At 44.3% G+C, this 21,002-nt stretch carries 19 protein-coding genes; 17 read left to right on the plus strand and 2 right to left on the minus strand.

Translation table 11 applies throughout. The features are described from left to right. Nucleotides 1-23 precede the first annotated feature (23 nt). From B9A14_RS03005 to B9A14_RS03030, 6 genes are read left to right on the plus strand one after another with little or no spacing between them, the layout of a single operon-like run. Complete coding sequence (locus B9A14_RS03005; protein WP_084663890.1) at nt 24-1,544, plus strand: ABC transporter ATP-binding protein; 1,521 nt, start codon at nt 24-26, stop codon at nt 1,542-1,544. 12 nt (nt 1,545-1,556) lie between these two features. Next, nucleotides 1,557-2,636 (plus strand): ABC transporter permease, encoded by a 1,080-nt coding sequence (locus B9A14_RS03010; protein ID WP_084663892.1) that lies wholly within the window; start codon nt 1,557-1,559, stop codon nt 2,634-2,636. Next, nucleotides 2,637-3,578 carry an ABC transporter permease gene (locus tag B9A14_RS03015; RefSeq protein ID WP_197686555.1) on the plus strand — a complete coding sequence of 314 codons (942 nt, stop codon included), beginning with the start codon at nt 2,637-2,639 and terminating at the stop codon, nt 3,576-3,578. It abuts the gene before it with no gap. Between the two features lie 41 nt (nt 3,579-3,619). Further along, nucleotides 3,620-4,408: a class I fructose-bisphosphate aldolase gene (locus tag B9A14_RS03020; RefSeq protein ID WP_197686556.1), complete on the plus strand. Its 789-nt coding sequence runs from the start codon at nt 3,620-3,622 to the stop codon at nt 4,406-4,408. Between the two features lie 8 nt (nt 4,409-4,416). Next, complete coding sequence (locus B9A14_RS03025; protein ID WP_084663894.1) at nt 4,417-5,448, plus strand: zinc-dependent alcohol dehydrogenase; 1,032 nt, start codon at nt 4,417-4,419, stop codon at nt 5,446-5,448. A gap of 18 nt (nt 5,449-5,466) precedes the next feature. Next, on the plus strand, nt 5,467-6,912 hold the full coding sequence (locus B9A14_RS03030) for an FGGY-family carbohydrate kinase (RefSeq protein WP_084663896.1): 1,446 nt from the start codon (nt 5,467-5,469) through the stop codon (nt 6,910-6,912). Between the two features lie 238 nt (nt 6,913-7,150). Here the strand turns inward: B9A14_RS03030 and B9A14_RS03035 are convergent, their stop codons facing one another. Together B9A14_RS03035 and B9A14_RS03040 are read right to left on the minus strand one after the other, a co-directional pair. Beyond that, a complete protein-coding gene (locus tag B9A14_RS03035) occupies nt 7,151-7,291 on the minus strand; it encodes a type II toxin-antitoxin system HicA family toxin (protein ID WP_084663898.1) in 141 nt (46 codons plus the stop codon). Beyond that, a complete protein-coding gene (locus B9A14_RS03040; protein WP_231967883.1) occupies nt 7,263-7,586 on the minus strand; it encodes a type II toxin-antitoxin system HicB family antitoxin in 324 nt (107 codons plus the stop codon). Before B9A14_RS03040 ends, B9A14_RS03035 begins: the two co-directional genes overlap by 29 nt. Nucleotides 7,587-7,954: 368 nt before the next feature. Here B9A14_RS03040 and B9A14_RS03045 point away from each other — a divergent pair, with 368 nt between their 5' ends. The 11 genes from B9A14_RS03045 (at nt 7,955) to B9A14_RS03095 (ending at nt 19,982) form a co-directional block, all read left to right on the plus strand. After that, nucleotides 7,955-8,959, plus strand: coding sequence for a LacI family DNA-binding transcriptional regulator (locus B9A14_RS03045; RefSeq protein WP_084663900.1), 1,005 nt, complete (start codon nt 7,955-7,957; stop codon nt 8,957-8,959). A gap of 144 nt (nt 8,960-9,103) precedes the next feature. Continuing rightward, nucleotides 9,104-10,285: a thiolase family protein gene (locus tag B9A14_RS03050; protein WP_084663902.1), complete on the plus strand. Its 1,182-nt coding sequence runs from the start codon at nt 9,104-9,106 to the stop codon at nt 10,283-10,285. 27 nt (nt 10,286-10,312) lie between these two features. Then, complete coding sequence (locus B9A14_RS03055; RefSeq protein ID WP_084663904.1) at nt 10,313-11,890, plus strand: acyl CoA:acetate/3-ketoacid CoA transferase; 1,578 nt, start codon at nt 10,313-10,315, stop codon at nt 11,888-11,890. A gap of 13 nt (nt 11,891-11,903) precedes the next feature. Continuing rightward, complete coding sequence (gene fabG, locus B9A14_RS03060) at nt 11,904-12,641, plus strand: 3-oxoacyl-ACP reductase FabG (RefSeq protein WP_084663906.1); 738 nt, start codon at nt 11,904-11,906, stop codon at nt 12,639-12,641. Nucleotides 12,642-12,678: 37 nt separating this feature from the next. Then, entirely contained in the window at nt 12,679-13,935 is a 1,257-nt protein-coding gene (locus tag B9A14_RS03065) for an aconitase X (protein WP_084663908.1), read from the plus strand. Then, nucleotides 13,932-14,369 carry an aconitase X swivel domain-containing protein gene (locus B9A14_RS03070; protein ID WP_157109759.1) on the plus strand — a complete coding sequence of 146 codons (438 nt, stop codon included), beginning with the start codon at nt 13,932-13,934 and terminating at the stop codon, nt 14,367-14,369. The genes B9A14_RS03065 and B9A14_RS03070 overlap by 4 nt, the downstream gene beginning before the upstream one ends. Before the next feature lie 938 nt (nt 14,370-15,307). Then, nucleotides 15,308-16,465, plus strand: coding sequence for an ABC transporter substrate-binding protein (locus B9A14_RS03075; protein ID WP_084663910.1), 1,158 nt, complete (start codon nt 15,308-15,310; stop codon nt 16,463-16,465). Nucleotides 16,466-16,632: 167 nt separating this feature from the next. Next, nucleotides 16,633-17,514: a branched-chain amino acid ABC transporter permease gene (locus B9A14_RS03080; protein WP_084663912.1), complete on the plus strand. Its 882-nt coding sequence runs from the start codon at nt 16,633-16,635 to the stop codon at nt 17,512-17,514. A 73-nt stretch (nt 17,515-17,587) separates the two neighbouring features. After that, a complete protein-coding gene (locus B9A14_RS03085) occupies nt 17,588-18,463 on the plus strand; it encodes a branched-chain amino acid ABC transporter permease (RefSeq protein ID WP_231967989.1) in 876 nt (291 codons plus the stop codon). 36 nt (nt 18,464-18,499) lie between these two features. After that, entirely contained in the window at nt 18,500-19,282 is a 783-nt protein-coding gene (locus tag B9A14_RS03090) for an ABC transporter ATP-binding protein (protein WP_084663916.1), read from the plus strand. Then, the gene (locus B9A14_RS03095; RefSeq protein WP_084663918.1) at nt 19,275-19,982 is read left to right on the plus strand and encodes an ABC transporter ATP-binding protein; all 708 of its coding nucleotides are present in this window, start codon (nt 19,275-19,277) and stop codon (nt 19,980-19,982) included. The genes B9A14_RS03090 and B9A14_RS03095 overlap by 8 nt, the downstream gene beginning before the upstream one ends. The last annotated feature ends 1,020 nt before the right edge of the window (nt 19,983-21,002 follow it).

Genomic DNA, 21,002 nt, shown 5'->3' on the forward strand with positions numbered 1-21,002 from the left:
AACCCGGAGGGGACTGTTTCTTCATGCCTGTTCTTCTGGAACTCCGTGGCATATGTAAATCATTTCCGGGAGTAAAAGCCAATGACAATGTGAACTTACAAGTAGCTGCAGGTGAAATCCATGCCTTATTAGGGGAGAATGGGGCAGGCAAAACAACCCTTATGAACTGTATCTACGGTCTTTATACCCCTGATGCAGGCCAGATCTTTTGGGAAGGCCGGGAAGTTAAGATTAATTCTATCCGGGATGCTATAAATTTGGGTATTGGCATGGTGCACCAGCATTTCATGCTAGTGCATAATTTTACGGTTTTAGAAAATATCATGCTCGGCTTGCCTTCTAGGAGGGAGCCTTTTTTAGATAAGGCTAAGGTGGCCAGGGAAGTTAAGGAATTGATGGAAGCTTACGGGCTCTATGTAGATCTTGATGCCCAAATATGGCAGCTGCCAGTAGGGCTACAGCAAAGGGTGGAGATCCTCAAGGCTTTATACCGGAAGGCCCGGTTATTGATTTTGGATGAACCCACAGCGGTTTTAACACCTGGTGAAGTTAAGGAGCTCTTTCACATTTTACGCCAATTAGTAGCCCAAGGATATGCGGTAATTTTTATAACCCATAAATTAGATGAAGTTATGGCCATTGCTGACCGGATAACAGTATTAAGGGATGGCAAAGTAGTTAAAACTTTGGAAGCTAAAGCAGCTGACAAAAAAATGCTAGCGCGGCTCATGGTCGGCCGGGAGATCGCTTACGAAAAACCTAAAACCTCAGCTACCCCTGGAGAAGAGGTCTTAAGGGTTGAAAATTTGCAGGCCTTAGATAATAAGGGACTGCCAGCTTTAAGAGGTGTTTCTTTCACCATCCGGCGCGGAGAGATTTTGGGGATCGCTGGAGTAGCAGGGAACGGTCAAACAGAACTGGCGGAAGTTTTAACGGGGCTACGTCAGGCCACGGGAGGCAAGGTGTTTTTTAAAGGGCAAGAAATCACCAACTGGACTCCCCGGGCTTTATACGAATTGAATATCGCTCATATCCCTGAAGACAGGCAACGCGTAGGACTTATCATGGACTTTTCGGTAAAGGAAAACACCCTTTTGGGTGTGTATTATCGTTGGCCTTTTGCTAAAGGTATCCAGATGAACCACTCTGTTATACGAGAGCATGCCGCAAAACTTATCCAGGAATATGGCATCCGCACCCCGGGACCAGAAGCCAAAGTGCGGTTTCTTTCGGGTGGTAATCAGCAGAAGCTCATTTTAGCCCGGGAGCTCTCACGGAAACCTGGACTTTTAATTGCAGTTCAACCTACTAGAGGACTGGATATCAGTGCTACAGAGTTTGTCCACCAACAGATACTGCTTCAACGGGAACAAGGGACAGCTATACTTTATATCTCTACCGAGCTAGATGAGATTATGAAGTTAAGCGACCGTATTGCTGTATTTTATAAAGGAGAAATCATGGGTATTTTAGAGCCTCATAAAACCGATATAGAGACCCTGGGGCTTCTGATGGCGGGGGCCCAACGTTTGGAAACAAATTAAAGGAGGACAAGGATGCCGGACAAACTATTGGGCTGGGTTAAAGTTTTCCAGCGGGAAGGTTTAAGCGGCATTTTAACTCCAGTTTTTGGTATCATTTTTGGTTTAGCAGTAGCCGCGATAGTTATTATCCAGCAAGGAGTAAGCCCTTTAGAGGCCTATAGGGAGTTATTTTTAGGGGCCTTTGGTGATTTAGGAAGTTTTACCTTTACCCTCTTGCGCTTTATACCTTTGGCTTTCACGGGTCTAGCTGTTACGCTGGCGTACCGGGGTGGAGTTTTTAATATCGGCGCAGAGGGCCAACTCTATGTAGCAGCCCTAGCCTCTACCTGGGTGGGGATATACCCGCTACATGGGCCAGCCTTTATACACGTATTTTTGGCTCTGCTCGCTGGTATGATAGCGGGTGCCTTCTGGGCTTTTATACCAGGTTATCTTAAGGCTACGCGCGGGATCAATGAAATTTTGACTACCATTTTAATGAATTACGTGGCTATAAATCTTGTAGGTTTAGCAGTCAATACTTTTCTTATGGAACCTGGGCAAAGCGCTCCCCAGAGCCCTCCTATACTTGATAGCGCAAGACTTCCCATTATTCTACCTGGCACTTTTCTCCACGCAGGGTTCCTGTTGGTTTTTATTTTAGCTTGGTTAGTGTACTGGGTCTTATGGCATACCACCTGGGGGTATGAGATCCGGAGCGTGGGGGCCAACAGGGAGGCAGCCTGTTACGGGGGAATCAATGTAAAACGAGTTATGATATTGACCATGACTGCTAGTGGTGCCTTAGCTTCTTTGGCTGGAAGCTCAGAGATCCTGGGGGTACAGTATCGGTTGCTAGAAAATTTTATGGTAGGTTATGGTTATGATGCTATTGCTATAGCCTTGCTGGGAGGTTTGCATCCTTTAGGGACTCTAGTAGCGGCCCTCTTCTTCGGGGCTTTACGTAATGGTGCTAACTCTATGCAGATTGCTGTAGGTGTACCCGTATCTATAGTGTATGTGATACAAGCTCTGGCAGTTTTAAGCATTATAGCAACGGTTGCTGTCCGCAATATATACTTCCGGCAGACCTTTAAAAAGGAGGAGAGGTAATTGGAAAATATTTGGGCAATAGTTGGTAATATTGATTTTTTGGTAGCTAGCCTACGCATGGCCACTCCTCTTTTGTTGGCTGCTACAGGAGATATTTTCTCTGAACGAACTGGCGTGCTTAATATCGCTTTGGAGTCCATGATGTTAATAGGAGCCTTTGGGTCCTTTATTTTCGCCTATTATTTTGGGAATCCCTATGTAGGGATACTAGCAGCCGTTGCATTGGGAGCTCTCATGGGATTAAACCACGCTTTTTTTACTGTAACTTTACGCTGCGATCAGGTAGTTACGGCGGTGGGAGAAAATATCTTTGCTTTAGGTGTCACCAGCACCCTTTACCGCATTCTCCTAGGTGCTACTCCTATCCAGCCTGAAGCGCCCGGCTTACCGGTATTACGCATTCCTTGGCTTAGCCAGATCCCTGGGGTAGGAAGCCTTCTCTTTAACCAGAATATCTTGGTGTATCTAGCTTTAATCATGGTTCCTATCACCTATATAATCTTATTTCATACAACTTGGGGATTGAAAATCCGGGCCGTGGGGGAACATCCGCGGGCAGCTGATACCATGGGTATAAATGTATATTTAACCCGTTATATATGTGTTGTTATAAGCAGTATTATGGCTTCCTTGGGTGGAGCGGCTCTTACGGTGGGCGGTTTGAGATATTTTATGGATAATATGACTGCAGGGAGGGGTTTTATCGCCTTTTCAGCGGTGATCTTCGGCCGCTACAATCCTTGGGGAACCTTTGTAGCTACCGCGCTTTTTGGTATAACCGATGCTTTTCAATTGAGGATGCAAGCTATGGGCTTTAGCGTGCCTTACCATATATTCTTAATGCTTCCCTACGTGGTCACCTTGTTAGTTTTAGTGTCTGTAATAGGCTCCACAGTTGCGCCCCGTTCCCAAGGGATACCTTATATTCGGGAGGAACGGTAGAAAGGGAAAAGGGATGAAAGAGTTTTAAGGGGGTTAAATACATGAGCAATATAGGTAAAGTACGCCGGTTAAAGCGGCTGTTTCGCCCAGATGGACGTACATTTATTGTAGCTATGGACCACGGCACCAATGCAGGACCCCTTCCGGGGTTAGAAAGACCGGGGGAAACTTTGACTAAAATAGCTGCTAGCGGTGCTGATGCTGTAATTGTCAATTATGGTGTAGCCCGAGAATTTGCCCGTGAATTAGCTAGCTTAGGTTTAATTCTACGCCTTGATATACCTCCGACGGTGCTCGGACAGGGGTGTGCAAGTCACCTAGTATATGGGGTAGAAGAAGCTTTGCGCCTGGGCGCCGATGCAGTGATTGTAAACGCTGGTCCAGGTGTGGGAGTAGAAGAGGTTACTTTACCCCAGCTAGCCCAAATAGCTCGTCAATGTGATGCCTGGGGTATACCTCTTATAGGAGAGATTTCCCCTGGAGGTTTCGACAGTGATCCGGCTTTGCGCACATTAAAAAACATACAGCTTGGTGCCCGAATCGCCTGCGAATTAGGGGTAGATGCTATAAAAACTATTTACCACCCTGGGTTTGAAGCGGTGGTGAAAAACTGTTTTGTACCCATAGTAGTGCTAGGAGGGGCCAGGGTAAGCGATGATGTAACCTTTCTAGCCTCTATTAAAAGCGCCTTGGAAGAAGGGGCCGCAGGGGTAGCTATAGGGCGAAACGTTTGGGGACATCCACAGCCAGAAAAGATGGCGCGAGCCCTCGAGGCTCTTATCCATAAAGGGGCAACTTTGGGAGAAGCTAAAGCTATATTACAGGGTTAAAGGAGAGGATGCTGTTGCTCAGAGCAGTAATAACGGGACCGGAGACTATCAAGCTAGAAGAAGTTCCTTTGAGAAAATTAGAACCTGATGAGGTCTTGGTAAAGGTAAGGGCTTGTGGCATCTGTACGTGGGAGCAGCGTTTTTTCCGTGGAGTAGAAAAAAGTTATCCTTTCCTTGGCGGGCATGAGATTTCTGGGGAGGTGGTAGAGGTAGGCCCCCGCGTGGCCGAGAGGTTAAAAATAGGGCAGAAAGTAGCTGTAGCCCGGCTTACCCGGTGCGGCGAATGCTATTTCTGCCGCCGGGGGATGGATCATATGTGCGCTAATGCGGGAAATGATCCTACACCTGGTAATTATTGGGGGCCGGCCGGTTTTGCTGAGTATTTAATTGCTAAAGGATATGAAATTTATCCCTTAGCGGATAGGGTCGACTTTACCCATGCCACATTATCCGAACCTTTAGCTTGTGTTATACGGAGTATAGGCAGAAGCGACTTACGGTTAGGGGATACAGCAGTAGTTTTAGGGGCAGGAGTTATGGGTCTTTTGCATCTTAAACTAGCCAGACTTAAAGGTGCCCAGGTTATTGTAAGCGAGCCAGATAGTGAGCGAAGAGAAAAAGCTCTCCAGCTTGGAGCTACAGCTGCGATAGATCCTTTTAAGGAAGATATTATTTCTATTGTTAAAGATTTAACTGCGGGCCGGGGTGTCGAAGCTGTATTTTTTACAGGTGGAGGAACTCCCGCTTTAACCCAAGGGATAAAACTTCTCGCTAAAGGTGGCACTTTGGTAATATATGGTTCTGTCTATCCTCCTAATCCCTTAGAAGTAAATCCTAATGATCTGCATTACAACGAATTTATCCTCACAGGGGCTATAAGGCACGATAGAGAGAGCTTCCGCCAGGCTACTGCCCTGTTATCCGAAGGGTTAGTGGAGGTAGAAGACTTGATCAGCGCTCAGATTCCATTTAAAGAGATTGAAAAAGCTTTTAGATTAGCTATTGAACCGGGTACTTACCGGGTAGTGTTAACCTTCTAATAGAAGTGGTGATCAAAATTGTCCCTTCTATTGGGAGTGGATATAGGCACCTTAGGGACTAAAGCGGTGTTAGCAGATGAAACGGGATGTATTCTGGCTTCCGGGCAAATCCAACATAGCATAAGTTATCCTCATCCGGGATGGGCAGAACAAGATCCAGAGAAAGAATGGTGGGGTGAGTTTGTGGTCTTGGTGCGGGAGGTATTAACCAAGGCTAATGTCACCCCATCAGCAATTATAGGTATAAGTATAACGGGACTGGTCCCTACCCTTTGTGTGCTGGACAGGGAGGGGCGTAGCTTAAGGCCAGCTATTCTGCATTGCGATAACCGGGCCACCGCTGAGTTAAAAGAGTTGCTAGAAAATTATGGGCTAGAAATAACTTTAGAGCAAGTCTTACCTAAGCTGTTATGGCTTAAAAAACATGAACCAGATATTTATAAAAAGGCCCATGTTATCTTAAATCCCCATAGCTATATCGTCTACCGGTTAACTGGTCGGAAAACAACAGACTTTGATACTGCCAATATTTTTGGAGGAATTTTTGATGCTAGTAGTATGACCTGGAAAGAAAAATTATGTGTTGATTTAGGTATCAACCCTAGTTTATTGCCCGAACCACTTCCTGGTACAGCTATTGCTGGTGGTGTGTTACCAGAGGCAGCTCATCTTACAGGCCTAGCTCCAGGTACCCCAGTAATTGTGGGTACAGGAGACTCTTTCGTTACTCTTTTGTCAGCTGGGGTTACACAACCTGGGGAAATGATGATTTATCTAGGTACGGCAGGGACAGCTATTTTAGTCCGGCGGCCTTTAGTTGAAGTAGCTAGCACTTTGCATATCAGTAATAGACCCTCAGCAGTAGAGTTTTGTGCCAATATCTTAACCTGCGGGCAAGCCCTTAATTGGTATAAAAATAATTTCTTTCCTGAAACTCCAGAGCAGGAATTTTTTAAGTTAGTAGAAACCCAAGCCAGATCTCTTCCTCCTGCTGCTCAAGGCCTTTATTTTTTACCCCATCTTATGGGTCGACGCTTACCTTACCCTCAGCCTTTGGCCCGGGGGACCCTTTTTGGCCTGACACCTGCTCACCACCGTTACCATATTTTTCGGGCTCTATTGGAAGGTATAGCTTATGAATTTAAATGTGGATACCTCAAGGTAAAAGAAGAAGTGCGACGGATAGTAGTAACTGGTGGCGGTGCCTACAGCTCCCTATGGCGGCAGATTATAAGTGATGTGCTAGACAAAGAGATATACTCTCCCCTCCATCATAATACAGCTTTAGGGGCCGCTTACTTTACAGGGTATTCTTTAGGCCTGTTTACCGATTTTCATAAAATGCGGGAACAATGGAATCCGGTTAAGGATCACCATAAGCCCCAACTCCAAGCTTCAGTATGTTATCGTAAAGCCTTTAATGTTTATCTAAAATTAAATCGTATTCTCCAGGAGCTTTATTAATCGTAGATAAAGGTATATTTACTCGGTCCATCGCAATATGCTATAACAATGAGCTTCTAGAAATTAACTTTCACTTTATATTTAATATGCCTACAAAGCGGAAGAGGAGCGAAGAGAGAGTGGAGAAGGGCTAGAAGAGCTTAATTAAGTATAATTTAAATCTTTTAGGACACTAGCTATAGAGTGCCCACGGGAAATGTGAAAAATGTGGAAGATAAATCAGACAAGAGGTTAGTAATTAGAGTAAGACTATAAATTCATCTACTGTTAACCCTGCGCTTTTTAAAATGCTTTTAAGGGTCTTAGGTTTTAAGACTTTACCAGCATGTACAGGAACTATAACTTGCCGCTCATACGGTGACCTCCACGAGATTATCACCTTCCTGGTCGTTTGGCGGTAGCGGTTGCCCTGTTAGAAGGAGGTATTCTAGGTAACAGGTTATTGCCTCGCGGGCGTTGGCTAGAGCTTCTTCTTTGTTATCGCCTTGAGTAATGACAGGGGGAAGAGAGGGGACTAATACCGTGTAACCACCCACAGGGTCCTCCTCGTCGGGTTCATTCCATTCCAGTACCACGTTATACCGGCGGGTAATTTTCTCGTTCATCGAGGAAGCCTGGGCAAAGTTAAGCACCATCTGCAAGCGCTCTGGAGAAAGCTTAGAAAGTGCTTCCATAATTTCTGGCGGTAACATTGGGGTATCACTCTCCTTTTAGGTTAATTATTTAATTATAATGTATTTTTTAATTCTATCTACCGCCGCCGGGGATCAGAAGCTGTTAAGTAGACCTAGGTAATTTTTTGTTTTTTTTCCTCCAATGGTAAATGGGTATTTATGTAGTTTATGTTAGTTATTGGTATAACAAAGGTATACAACATTTGACAAAGACACCTTCTGTTAAAACAGTCGTATATTTCTCTAAAAAATTTCTCTAAAAAACTCGGCTAGTGAAGAAGGAAAATATAAGATGATATCGAATATATATCATAGATTTTTGGGACCGGTTTCAAAATTAGTGCAGACAGAGGGCGATTAATAGGCTTATGAAGGTTACTATTAAAGAAATTGCTAAGAGGAGTGGGGTTTCCCGATCGACTGTTTCGCGAGTCATTTCTAATCACCCTAATGTAGATGAGGAAACGAGACAAAAAGTAAAAAAAGTTATGGAAGAGTTAAATTACCGTCCCAGCCGGTTAGCACAAGGGTTAGTAAAAGGGAAAATAAACGTTGTAGGCCTAATAATTGGCGATATTCGTAATCCATTTTATTCTGAGCTTACCCGGGCAATAGAGGATATACTTAACGCTGAAGGATACATGGTGGTGTTGTGCGATAGCGATTATAATCCTCAGAAAGAAGAATTGTACTTGCGAACGGCTGAGGAATTAGGCTTTGCGGGAGTTATCATGACTTCTGCTATGGAAACAAAGGAATTACTACAGACCCTTCAAAGCCTTAGCTGTCCGGTAGTGTTGCTAAACCGTTATTTGCGAGCTTTTGAGACGGATGTCGTATCTTTTGATAATTATAATGGTGGATATATTGCGGCTGAACATCTAATTAAACTTGGGCACCGAAGAATTGCTATTTTAGCTGGACCCAATAATTCCACATCCAGTAAAGATCGTCTGAGGGGGTACAGTGATGCTTTGAGGGATTACGGACTTGAATATAAAGAAGAGGAAGTTACTTACGGTGATTTGCGTTGGGCAACTGGTTATGAATTCGGGCTTCACCTATTGAGACGACAAGAAAGGCCTACTGCTGTTTTTGCCGGGAACGATCTCATGGCTTTGGGTATAATTCAGGCTTATTTGGACAATGGGCTTAAGGTACCGGATGACCTTAGTGTGGTCGGGTTTGATGATATTCCAGCAGCGTATATGGGTGCAGTAAAGTTAACCACTGTGAGGCAGCCTCAATACGAAATGGGTGTAGAAGCGGCAAAACTAATGTTAGAGCGCATTAAAGGGATACCACATGCTCCGAAACGTATAATTTTTGATGCTAAGTTGGTAATTAGGGAAAGCACAAAACCTATTATATAATCCTTTTTAGGGTTATATAAAGAGTAGGTATCGCACTGACCCTCGAAACGCAAATAATATTATTTTGCCTACGAGCTAATCAAACCCAAAGTAGCTACTTTAATGGTACCGGTACCAATATAAACTTTAAGGGAGAGAAAGGCTATGACTTCTAAAGAAGTTGTTATTGTAAGCGGGGTAAGGACACCTATAGGGACTATGGGAGGAAGCCTAAAAGACGTACATCCAACTGATTTAGGTGCTATGGTAATTAGAGAAGCTATCCGCCGGGCTCAAATTGAGGACCATTTAGTAGATGAAGTTATAGTAGGCAATGTAGGGCAGATAGCCGAGAATGGCTTTATTGCTCGTGTGTGTTCCTTGAAGGCTGGTCTACCGTTAGAGACTACGGCTTATTCTGTTAACCGTCAGTGCGGCTCAGGGTTGCAGGCGATTAATTCAGCCGTACAGGCTATTCAAACAGGCGAGGCTGATGTAGTTGTAGCCTGCGGTACGGAAAACATGAACCAATTACCCTATTATGTTCGGAATGCCCGTTTCGGTTATCGTTTTGGCCACGGGCAACTTGAAGATGGTTTGCTAACTATATTGACCTGGCCGCTAGGGCCCTATCCTAATGGTATTACGGCAGAAAATGTGGCGGAACGTTTCCATATTAGCCGTGAAGAACAGGATGAATTTGCGTTACAGAGTCAACGAAAGGCCGAAGCCGCAATTAAAGCAGGAAAGTTTGTCGAGGAGATTTTACCTGTACAAGTTACCATTGGTAAAGAAACCAAGCTTTTCAGTCAAGATGAACATCCTCGCTTTGGTATAACGCTAGAGCGGTTAAGCCAACTAAAACCGGCATTTAAAGAGGGTGGTACAGTTACTGCAGGCAATTCTTCCGGTATCAACGATGGTGCTGCGGCAGTAGTCATTATGTCGCATGAAAAAGCGAAGCAATTAGGGATCAAACCTATTTTAGCCATTAGAAGCCAGGCGGTAGTAGGTATTGATCCTGATATCATGGGTGTTGCCCCGGCACCGGCAACGAAAAAGGCGGTTTCTAAAGCGGGTTTAAGCCTGGATGATATAGACTTATTTGAAATAAATGAGGCTTTTGCTTCTCAGGCTATAGCCGTAATCCGCGAACTTGGTGTCCCACCAGAAAAAGTAAACGTTAATGGTGGAGCTATTGCTTTAGGGCATCCTATAGGAGCTACAGGGGTGATTTTGACTGTAAAGCTAATGTATGAGATGCAGCGTCGTGGCAGCCGTTATGGCGTTGTTACCATGTGCATAGGAGGGGGGCAGGGCATAGCTACAGTATTTGAAAGGCTCTAACAGTCAAAGAAATTGGGGGTAATTAAGATGAAAGCCAAATTTCTTAGCGCTAAAGAGGCTGTATCGCTAATAAAAGATGGGGCTACGGTTGCCACAGTTGGTATGACTTTAGTGGGTATGGCCGAAGCTATATTGAAAGCCATTGAGAAGAGCTTTTTGGAGACTGGGAGACCCCGTGATTTAACCCTTGTCCATTCAGCAGGGCAAAGTGATGGGGAATTGGGGATCCAACATTTAGCGCATGAAGGTTTAGTCAAACGCATTATAGGTTCCCATTGGGGGCTTGCACCTCGATGGATGGAGATGATAACCAACAATAAAGTAGAAGCGTATTGCTTACCTCAAGGGCAAATTGCTCAGTTATACCGCTCTATGGCTTGTGGTCTGCCTGGAAAGATGTCTAAGGTGGGGTTAGGTACCTTCATTGATCCGCGCATAGAAGGGGGGAAAATGAATAGACGGACGCAAAGTTTGCCTTCTTTGGTCGAAGTGATGAACTACCAGGGAGAAGAATATCTCTTTTATAAAGCTATTCCTTTAGATGTAGTAATCATTCGTGGTACTACTGCAGATGAAATGGGGAACATAACTACTGAAGAAGAACCCATGAAGTTAGAGCTTTTAAGTGCAGCCTTGGCTGCTAAACGTTTTGGAGGTATTGTCTTAGCTCAGGTTAAACAAGTTGCCCAGAAGGGGACACTCCATCCCAAGGAGGTAGTAGTGCCCGGCGTCTTTGTTGATGCTATTGTGGTAGCAGAAAACCCGGAAGTAGATCACAGGCAAACTTCATCTTGGGTTTTTGACCCAGCTTATTGCGGTGACTTAAGAGTCCCTCAGACAGCCTTGGAGCCGCTTCCTTTATCCATCCGCAAGGTCATCGGTCGGCGGGCTATGCTTGAGTTATATCCGGGAGCTATAATCAACCTAGGGATCGGTATCCCCAATGATGTAATTGGCTATATCGCTGCTGAGGAAGGAATTTCAGAAGATATTATGATTACCGTGGAATCGGGTATTTATGGAGGCGTCCCGGCGGGCGGGATAGATTTTGGTATCGCTAAGAATACTTGGGCTTTAATAGAACATACCAACCAATTCGATTTTTATAACGGTGCCGGTGTAGATTTTGCCTTTATGGGTGCAGGAGAAATAGATTCGGAAGGGAATGTAAATGCTACTAAATTTGGAGATCGGGCCACGGGATGCGGTGGCTTCATCGATATTACTCAATTTGCAAAACACGTGGTTTTTTGTTCTACATTCACTGCGCAAGGATTGCAGGTAGATTTTTCTGAAGGTAAGGTGCGAATATTACAAGAGGGGAAAATCAAGAAATTGGTCAATAGAGTGCAACAGATTTCGTTTAATGGTATGCTCGCAAGAAGAAAGGGACAAAAAGTACATTTCGTTACGGAAAGAGCCGTATTTGAATTACAACAGGAAGGCCTAGTATTAGTAGAGATTGCCCCGGGTATTGATTTACAACGTGATATTCTGGATCAGATGGAATTTAAACCCAAAATTGCTCCCAACTTAAAGATAATTGATCCAGCTATTTATCAAGAGGGACCCTTTGGGTTGAAGCGCTTATTGGAAGCTAAATAGAGGGGGTTCTTAAATGCGTTTGAGAGATAAGGTGGCTATTATTACCGGCGCTGGACGGGGGATTGGCCGAGCGATCGCCCTTAAGCTGGCTCAAGAAGGAGCTAAAGTAGTGGTTAGCGATATTATTATAGAAAATGCTCAAGCTGTCGCCGAGGAGATTAAAAAAGCAGGGGGGACCGCTCTGGCGATAAAAACTAATATTGCTGTACGGGAGGAGGTGGAACAGCTCTTCACGGAGGCCATCAATCACTTTGGGAAGATAGATATCCTTGTTAACAATGCTGGCATTAACCGTGATGCTATGTTGCACAAAATGACAGATGAACAATGGGATGAAGTCATTGCTGTAAACCTGACGGGTACTTTTTATTGTACCCGCCAGGCGGCTATTTATATGCGAGAACGAGGTTATGGTCGCATCATTAACATCGCTTCTGCCAGTTGGTTGGGCAATATAGGCCAGGCCAATTATGCGGCTTCTAAAGCAGGAGTTGTAGGACTAACTAAAACAGCTGCAAGAGAACTTGCCAAAAAAGGTATTACTGTTAATGCCATTTGCCCGGGGTTCATCGATACTGATATGACTAGAGGGGTGCCCCCAAAAGTCTGGGATCTCATGATTAGTAAAATTCCTATGGGACGTGTGGGACAACCGGAAGATGTGGCAAATTTAGTGGCTTTTCTGGCTTCTGACGAGGCCAGTTATATAACGGGTGAGGTTATAAATGTCGGCGGTGGCATGGTTTTATGACGCGCTTTAAAAACTTAAAGACAAAGGGAGGAGGAGTATGTATCTAACAGACGAAGAAAAAGCGATGCTTGACGGTAACGAAGGGGAAGCAGTTAAATTGGCAATGGAAATATTAGTTACAGCGGGTGAAAGCTTAGGCGCTCAACGCCTAATACCCGTAAGCAGTGCTCACATTGTTTTGGCTATGTATAAAAGTATATATGATGCCGGGGTTGAAGTGTGTGAGAAGTTTGCAGCTCTAGGTGGCAAGTTTAAGATACCAACAACTTTAGATCCTTGTGGGATGGATACAGAAAACTGGGAGGAATTTAAAACTCCCCATGAGTACGCTAGCAAGCAGATAAGAGTAATGAAGGCTTATAAGGAAATGGGAGCTATACCGGTGTGGACCTGTACTCCTTATTTTACAGGTAATTTACCTCGTTTCGGTGAACATGTGGCGTGGACTGAATCATCTGCAGTAGCATTTATAAATTCAGTATTAGGAGCTCGTTCAAACAGGGAGACGGCAGTGCTAGATATTTGCGCCGGTCTTACTGGGCGAGTACCGGAACATGGTCTGCATCTTGATGAGAATCGGAAAGGGGAGGTTTTAATACACCTCCAACTAGGTAATCGAGCGTTGGCTAGCTGGGAATACCCGGTTTTAGGCTACTACCTGGGCAAGACCCTTGGAAGCCAGATAGGTGTCGTTGAAGGGATGAAAGGCCATCCTTCAAATGATGATTTAAAAGCCATGATGGCTGCTGCTGCAGCCTCGGGTTCCTTAGCTCTAATTCATATAGTTGGGATAACTCCTGAGGCTCCAACTACCAAGATTGCCTTCGGGGGCCGCCCTATTTCAAGTGAGTTGGAAGTAACAGAAGATATTTTGGCTAAGACAAGAGAAGAAATGTGTACAAAGGATACTGGTAATATTGACTTGGTAGCAGTTGGTTGTCCCCATTATAGTATTGGCGAAATTGAACGTGTGGTAAGGCTACTTCATGGACGTCGCATTCATCCTAACACCGAATTTTGGGTTTATACCAATAAGAACACAGCTGTGATGGCCGAAAGAATGGGATTCCGTCAAGCATTAAAAGAATCGGGAGTTCGTCTAGTATTGGAAACGTGTATGCTGATTTCGCCGATTGAAACATGGGGTTTTAAAACTATTATGACAGATTCAGGTAAGTGCGCTTATTATGCACCTATGCAGTGCAAGGCAGACGTAATCTTTGGTAGTATAGAAGAGTGTGTCGAAAGTGCTGTCTCTGGCCGATTGTTAAGGGAAGGGGGCAAAAGACTTTGAGAATATTATATGGTAGAGGTATCACTAAGGGTTGTAGCAGGGGAGAAGCCATTGTCACTAGGCAGCCGTTTGGTTTTTGGGGTGGTGTTGACCCTAAGACGGGATTCATTATCGATAAAAGGCATGAATTATATGGTCAAAATGTGAAAGGAAAAGTTTTTGTTTTCCCTGAGGGTCGAGGTTCAACTGTTGGTGCAGCAGTAATACTAGAGCTAGTGAGGTGTGGTAATGCTCCGGCGGCTATAGTTAACCGAAAGACGGAGACTATTTTAGCAGTTGGTGGCGTGTTAGCGGAGAAGTTTTATAATACGAGTATCCCCATTGTTGATAGCTTAAATGAAGATCCTACTGTAGTAATTAAAACGGGAGACATAGTTGAGGTGAATGGAATAACCGGTGAAGTAAAAATTAAATCACACTCGGCGGGACTGTAAATCGGATAGCAGCCAAATAGTACCTATAACGTATCGGAAGGATAATGACAACAAAATTGGGGGGTCGGCGAAGAAGATGATGCTGGCTACCCCGTGTCGGACCCCAATATAAAGTAGCTAGTACAGTGAAGTGACAGGGGATGGATTTGCAACTCTTCTAAAGGGTTTCTCGAAATTGGCGGCAAAACTTCAGAGTAGTCTGGCTTCGGAGTTAAGGATTAGTGTTCCTAAAACAACACCAGCTGGCGCGGTGCTTGTTAACCTTTCCTTAACCCCAACCTCTAAGGTGGGAGAAATCGTTGACGGGCCTTGGACGAAGAAGATCTATACAATGTAGGAGACGAGCGGATACAAGATGACCTTGGCCTGGATATCCTCTAGATAGGTGCCAGTAGGATCTGGCGGGAGCTCAGTGCGAACATGACGGATTGTTTACGAAAGCGTGAGCGCGCTTTACAACATTGAAGAGGCCTTGTGATTGCGGGCATGTCAGGTAAATCACGGGACGACAAAACAGGAGGTGGGGAGCAGATTTAACAACCGGACTGTGGCTAGGATGGCGGAGAGGGACAACAGGCTGCATGGGGCAGAAACAAATGGCGAATAGGGGGCCTGGCGCCGGGGAATTGCTCTGAAAGGAGAGTGAGAACAACAAGGTAGGGGTAAAGTACTATCTCAACCAAGGAGTGGAAATGGTGGCAGGCTGATTTTGGTGGCGTTTCAAAGAGTCGGGAAGGTGGAAGATGGAGTTTGTCAACGGTTACAAGGAGATCTGTTTATTCTCTATGCAAATAACAACTTAGATGGCTATTGTAGCGGCTAACCAGTTTGCATGCTTTCTGGGGAGGGGGGAGATAAGAGGTTATTTTTGAAGGACGGGCATAGATACTATTGGTGGTTCCGAGAAACTACATGAAAAATATGAGGGGGGAAGAATAATGAAAGCTAGACAATGGAAAGTGGTTACCATCCTGGGATTGTTAATGTTAATACTGTTGCTCTCAGTCGGTTGTGGGAAAAAAGAAGGTACCACAATTAAAATTGGACAGATTATTACTTCCTTGACAGGCGAGGCAGCAATGTACGGCCATTACCAAAAGAATGCTGCGCAAATGGCTGCCGATGAGATAAATGCAGCAGGCGGAGTTAACGGAAAAAAAATAGAAATTATTGCTTTGGACGATCAGGCGAAGCCTAATGTGGCCTTGAATGCGATGCAAAAATTAATAAGTGAAGTTAAGCCTGTAGCGGTCTTGGGACCTGACTGGAGTGGTAACACTTTAGCAGCTGCCCCTGTCGCTCAGCAGAATAGGGTGCCGCAAATTACCAGTAGCAAAAGTTGGAAAATAACCCACCAAGGAAATCCGTATATTTTCAGGGTTGTGGCATTGGGTCCATTTGTGGCTGAAGCGCTAGTAAATTACGCTTACCAGCAAGGGTATCGTAAAATGGCTATTCTGTACACTAATAGTGAGTATGGTGTTAGCGGTGGCGAGGGTGCCAAAGCAGCTCTAGAAAAATTGGGGTTAAAACCAGTGGCATATGAAACCTATAATGTTGGAGATAATGATTTCACAGCTCAGCTAATGCGTATTAAAAATTCTGGGGCTGAAGTGGTTATTGATTATTCCATCCAAATTGAGGGAGCAAAATCGTTCCGGCAAATGAGGGAAATGGGAATTAACATCCCGGTTTACGGAGGGGATGCTTTTATAACACCAGAATTCGCGGAGTTAGTTGGTCCCGAAAAGATGGAGGGTATTATTGCTGGGTCCGCGTTCATTCCATCATGTCCCGAGCCGGCTGTGCAAGAGTTTGTCAGAAAGTATAAGGAAAAATATGGGGTTATCCCAGATGATCATGCTGCCCCTTACTATGACGCAGTGAAGATTTTGGCGCAGGTCATCGCTAAGGTGGGCACGGATCGTGAAAAAATAGCCGAAGAACTGAGGAATCTAAAAGGATTCCAGGGTGTTCAAGGTGACTATACTGCGGATAAATGGGGCAATTTAATTCATAGTGTAATGCTGGCAAGGTATACCAACGGGCAATGGCAGTATTTAACAACAATCAAGAATCTCACTGACCACGAATAAAGTTGGTCGTGGAATTCAGTAAAAGTGGGCGTAGGTATAAACGTCTTAGATATAATAATATCAATAACGACGGAATACCTACGCCCAGATATAGAAGAGTATGTATACGTGAATTTAAGACCTTAAGTGTTAAATCTGGACTCAATTGTGGCTGGGAGGTCTGTTGAGTGGATTGGGTAATCCAGGTGTTGGCTGGAGGAATGGCAATAGGACTGTTGTATTCTTTACCTGCATTGGCTATTGTTTTGCTTTGGAACACGGCCGGTTTTTTTAATTTAGCTCAGGGTGATTTTATGGCTCTGTCAGCCTATTGCCTCTTGTTATTCTATATGACCCTAAGATTGCCGTTTATAATATCTGCACTTTTTACAATACTGGTTTTGGCTATAGTGGGCTTTGTGGTCGATAAGATTTTGTTTTATCCCTTGCGCAAATTCCGTGCACAAGAATTATTGACGTTAATTGCTACGGTAGGTTTATCAGTTTTTATGAAGAATCTTATCAGAGCAACATGGGGGACAAAACCATTATCCATTACTAACGTTTTTGGTACTAATCCTTTAAAAATCATGGGAGCTTACATTATGCCCCATGTGCTTTGGATTATGGGTGTATCTATACTCCTTATTATTGTCTTATATTATTTGTCCCAAAAGTCATTACTTGGCATTGCGATGCGAGCTGCAGCTGAAGATAAGGAAGCTGCTCAGCTTATGGGAATCAAAGTAAATACAATGATTGGTCTGTCTTTTGCGATTAGCCTGGCGATCACAGCAGTCGCCGGTATTCTCAGTTCACCGATATTATATCTGGTTCCAGAGATGGGTGATTCGATTGGACTTAAAGCGTTTGCTGCTACAGTAATAGGAGGTTTTGGGAACCCAGCAGGTGCGGTTTTTGGTGGAGTGATTCTTGGCCTTGTGGAAACCCTTGTTGGCATGTTTCTTACGAGTAGCTATAAAAATGCAATTACGTTTGCTGTTTTGATCGGTTTTCTGTTGTTTAAGCCTGACGGGTTGTTCGCCCTGAGAACATCAGAAAAGGTTTAGAGAAAAGATTTAGGTGGTGTCTATGAAGCGAGATAACAAGTTCAAGTGTCTCCCATTAGTTATTCTATTGATCGTGGTAACTACATTACCTTTGGTATTAGAGAGTGAATATTTACTTTTAGTTACCGATATGGGTGCTGCTATAGCTTTGGTAGTATTGGGTTTAGTGGTGTTAACAGGATTTACAGGTTTATTGTCTTTGGGTCAAGTCGCATTTTATGCATTGGGAGCCTATACATCTGCCGTTTTGTCAACTCGATTAGGCATCTCCCCCTGGATAGGTTTACTGGCCGCTTGTGTTATGGGGGGAATTTGGGGGATAATTATAGGCTTACCAGCGTTTAATCTCCGGGAACCTTTTCTTGTAATGGTTACGATAGGTTTTGCCGAGATTGTAAGGATAATGGCATTAAATCTGCAGAGTATTACTGGAGGTCCTTTCGGTATATCCCATATACCTCAACTGGAATTACTAGGGGTATCAATTAGTAAGCCTTTACTGTTCTATTATTTTATCCTTACTTTAGTCACCCTGTGTATCTTAGGAGTAAATCGACTAAGGTCATCACGAATAGGCAGGGCTATGGTTGCTATCCGTGATGATGAAGTAGCTGCTGAAATAATGGGTGTAAATGTGCGCCGTTATAAAGTGATGAGCTTCGCTATTTCAGCCTTGCTGGCGAGTCTTGGCGGAGCCTTTTATGCCCATTTAACTAGCTACATTGTTATTGATCTTTTTTCATTTAACGAGTCGGCTTCCTACCTTACAATGGCAGTATTAGGAGGCTTTAATACCATAGGGTCAGCTTTAGTTAGTGTAGTTCTAACTCTTTTGCCAGAACTTCTCCGGGCTCTTAAAGATTATTATATGCTGTTCTTCAGCTTGGTATTGATGATACTAGTCGTGTTTGTTGCATGGCGTGAATTCAAGGCATCGATGGATAAGTAACAATGTGTAAGTAGAAAGCATGATGAGGTGGTTGTGGTGGACGGTGAAGTAATTCTTGTTGCCGAAGGGATAACAAAAAAGTTTGGGGGACTTGTTGCGTTAAATAAAGTGGACGTTGTAATACGTAAGGGCGAGAGACACGTAATGATTGGGCCAAATGGGTCTGGCAAGACTACTTTTATCAATGTGGTAACAGGCGTATACCAGCCTGACGAGGGCAATATTAGGCTTCAAGATGAGGAAATAACGAGGCTTCCACCGCACAAAATTACCGAGAAAGGAATAGGAAGGACATTTCAAAACATCAGGTTATTTGGGAGCATGACGGTTTGGGAAAACATTGCTGTTGGGATGCATTGTCGGACGCAATCTGGGCTCATTGAAGTTTTGTTACGCCTAGGCAGAGAACGTGAGGAAAGGAAGATAATTGAAAAAAAGATAAGAGAGATAAGTTATTTTTTAGGCTTAGATAAGGTATTAAATCAAAATGTACGTAGTCTCCCCTATGGTAAACAGCGGATAGTGGAGATCGGGAGAGCGATGGCTACCGACCCTAAAATGCTGATTCTTGACGAGCCGGCTGCGGGAATGAATAGCCAGGAGGTAGTGGAACTAGCTACAATCATCAAGAAAATTAGCCAACTGGGAATTACGGTGCTGTTAATTGAACATAACATGGAATTTGTAAAAGATATTGCTGATAGGATAACGGTACTTGATGCTGGTCAAAAAATAGCTGAGGGCAATTTCGAAGAGATTCAAAGCCATCCTAAAGTCGTTGAAGCTTATCTTGGCACGCGAGGTGTAGCAAATGCTTGAAGTTAACAGTTTGAAGGTTAAGTATGGTCGGGCTGAAGCCTTGAAGGGTGTATCACTTACCGTTGGACAAGGTAAAGTTGTTGCAGTTCTTGGTAGTAATGGGGCCGGAAAATCAACATTGCTTAAAGCAATTTCTGGATTAGTACCAGTAAGTAAAGAGAGTAGTATTAGGTTAAATGGGGAGGAAATAAGTGGATTACCACCTGACAAGATTGTAGCTAAAGGGATTTCATATGTACCCGAGGGAAGAAAGATATTTCCGGGTCTTACTGTTCGAGAAAATTTAAGGATAGGCGCTTATTTACGTCAGGATAAAAAAGGAATAGAAGAAGATATGGAAAGATGTTATGAACTTTTTCCCCGCCTTAAAGAACGTTCAAATCAGCGTGCTGGCACCTTGTCTGGTGGTGAACAACAAATGTTGGCCATTAGCAGAGCATTAATGTCGAAACCCAAACTTCTCTTATTAGATGAGCCTTCAATGGGACTTGCTCCTGTTCTCGTTGAGAGAATATACGAGAAGATCGCTCAAATACGTGAGCAAGGGGTTACCATGCTCCTAGTTGAGCAAAATGCTAATTTGGCCCTGACAATTAGCGATTATGTATATGTTATAGCTAATGGCGAAATAAAGCTCCAGGGGGCGGCGAAAGACTTCTTGAGAGAACGAGACCTTGTAAAGGCTTACTTGGGATCTTAATCGCAATAGGGATGTATATATTACTCTTCGTTGTCAAGACTGGTGCTAGTCCGAGCAAACTCGGCCGGGCAGCGTCGCTGCCCGGTGCTGTCCCGAAAATCGCGGGAATTAAAGGCGGTAGTCCCTCAATACCCTGTGGTATAACAGGGGTAAGAACAACAAGCAAAGGTGATAAGTGCGGGCAATGCCGGTTATACCACTAGAGGGTAAGTAATCTAATATCCCATGAGGCTTTTCCTGGTCTCCCGACCTACATTTCAGATTTCTCTGGAGGAAGTTGTTGGTAAAGCTTGGGATGGGCTGCTTGCCCTGTCCGTAGCCGTCTACTTAGATGTAGTTAAGGCAATGATGGAGGCGTAAGTAGCCGAAATCGTTAGACCTAAGGTTGAACATAATCTTTTAAACGTACGGCCAAGCGTCATGGAAGGAGAAGGGTAGCGTGATTTTGGGCTGGTTGAAGGTACCCATCCGGCACCTCGAGTGCCTACAAAGGAGGGCATGAAGCAACGTTAGAAACCTACACTAAACCTTTCAGGACGAAAGCCTGGTAACTGAGGTAGTTTTTGAGTGCATACTCCTTGGGTTATCAACCTGCCACTACAGGCAAGGGCTGAAATCTATAGGCGAGGAAATACCTGCCAAGGGAGCCTCAAAGGGCACTGTAGGTCGGCTTATTGAGGATAAATGTCCTGGTGTGGCTAGGAGTTTGCTCGAAGGACTAGAAGAAACCTTAACGGTTACGAAACCGAAACTTCGAGAGGACTTGAGGAAGACGCTGTGGTCGACCAATCCTATCGAGTCGGCATTTGATAAACTCAGGGCTACTTCCCATAAGGTAAAATGTTGGCAAAACAGTATGCAAGGTTTTACAATGGTCTGCAGCCGGGTATTAGAGGCCGATAGGGGTCTCAGGCGCATCCAGGGATATCGCGGTTACCTTTATCGGCCATAGCTTTCAAAGAAGCGATTAGTGAGCAAGGAGATGACAGCCTGGAGAAAACACCGTAAGGCGGAGAAAAG

The organism is Thermanaeromonas toyohensis ToBE (assembly GCF_900176005.1).
In the GTDB taxonomy this organism is placed as follows: domain Bacteria; phylum Bacillota; class DSM-521; order Neomoorellales; family Neomoorellaceae; genus Thermanaeromonas; species Thermanaeromonas toyohensis.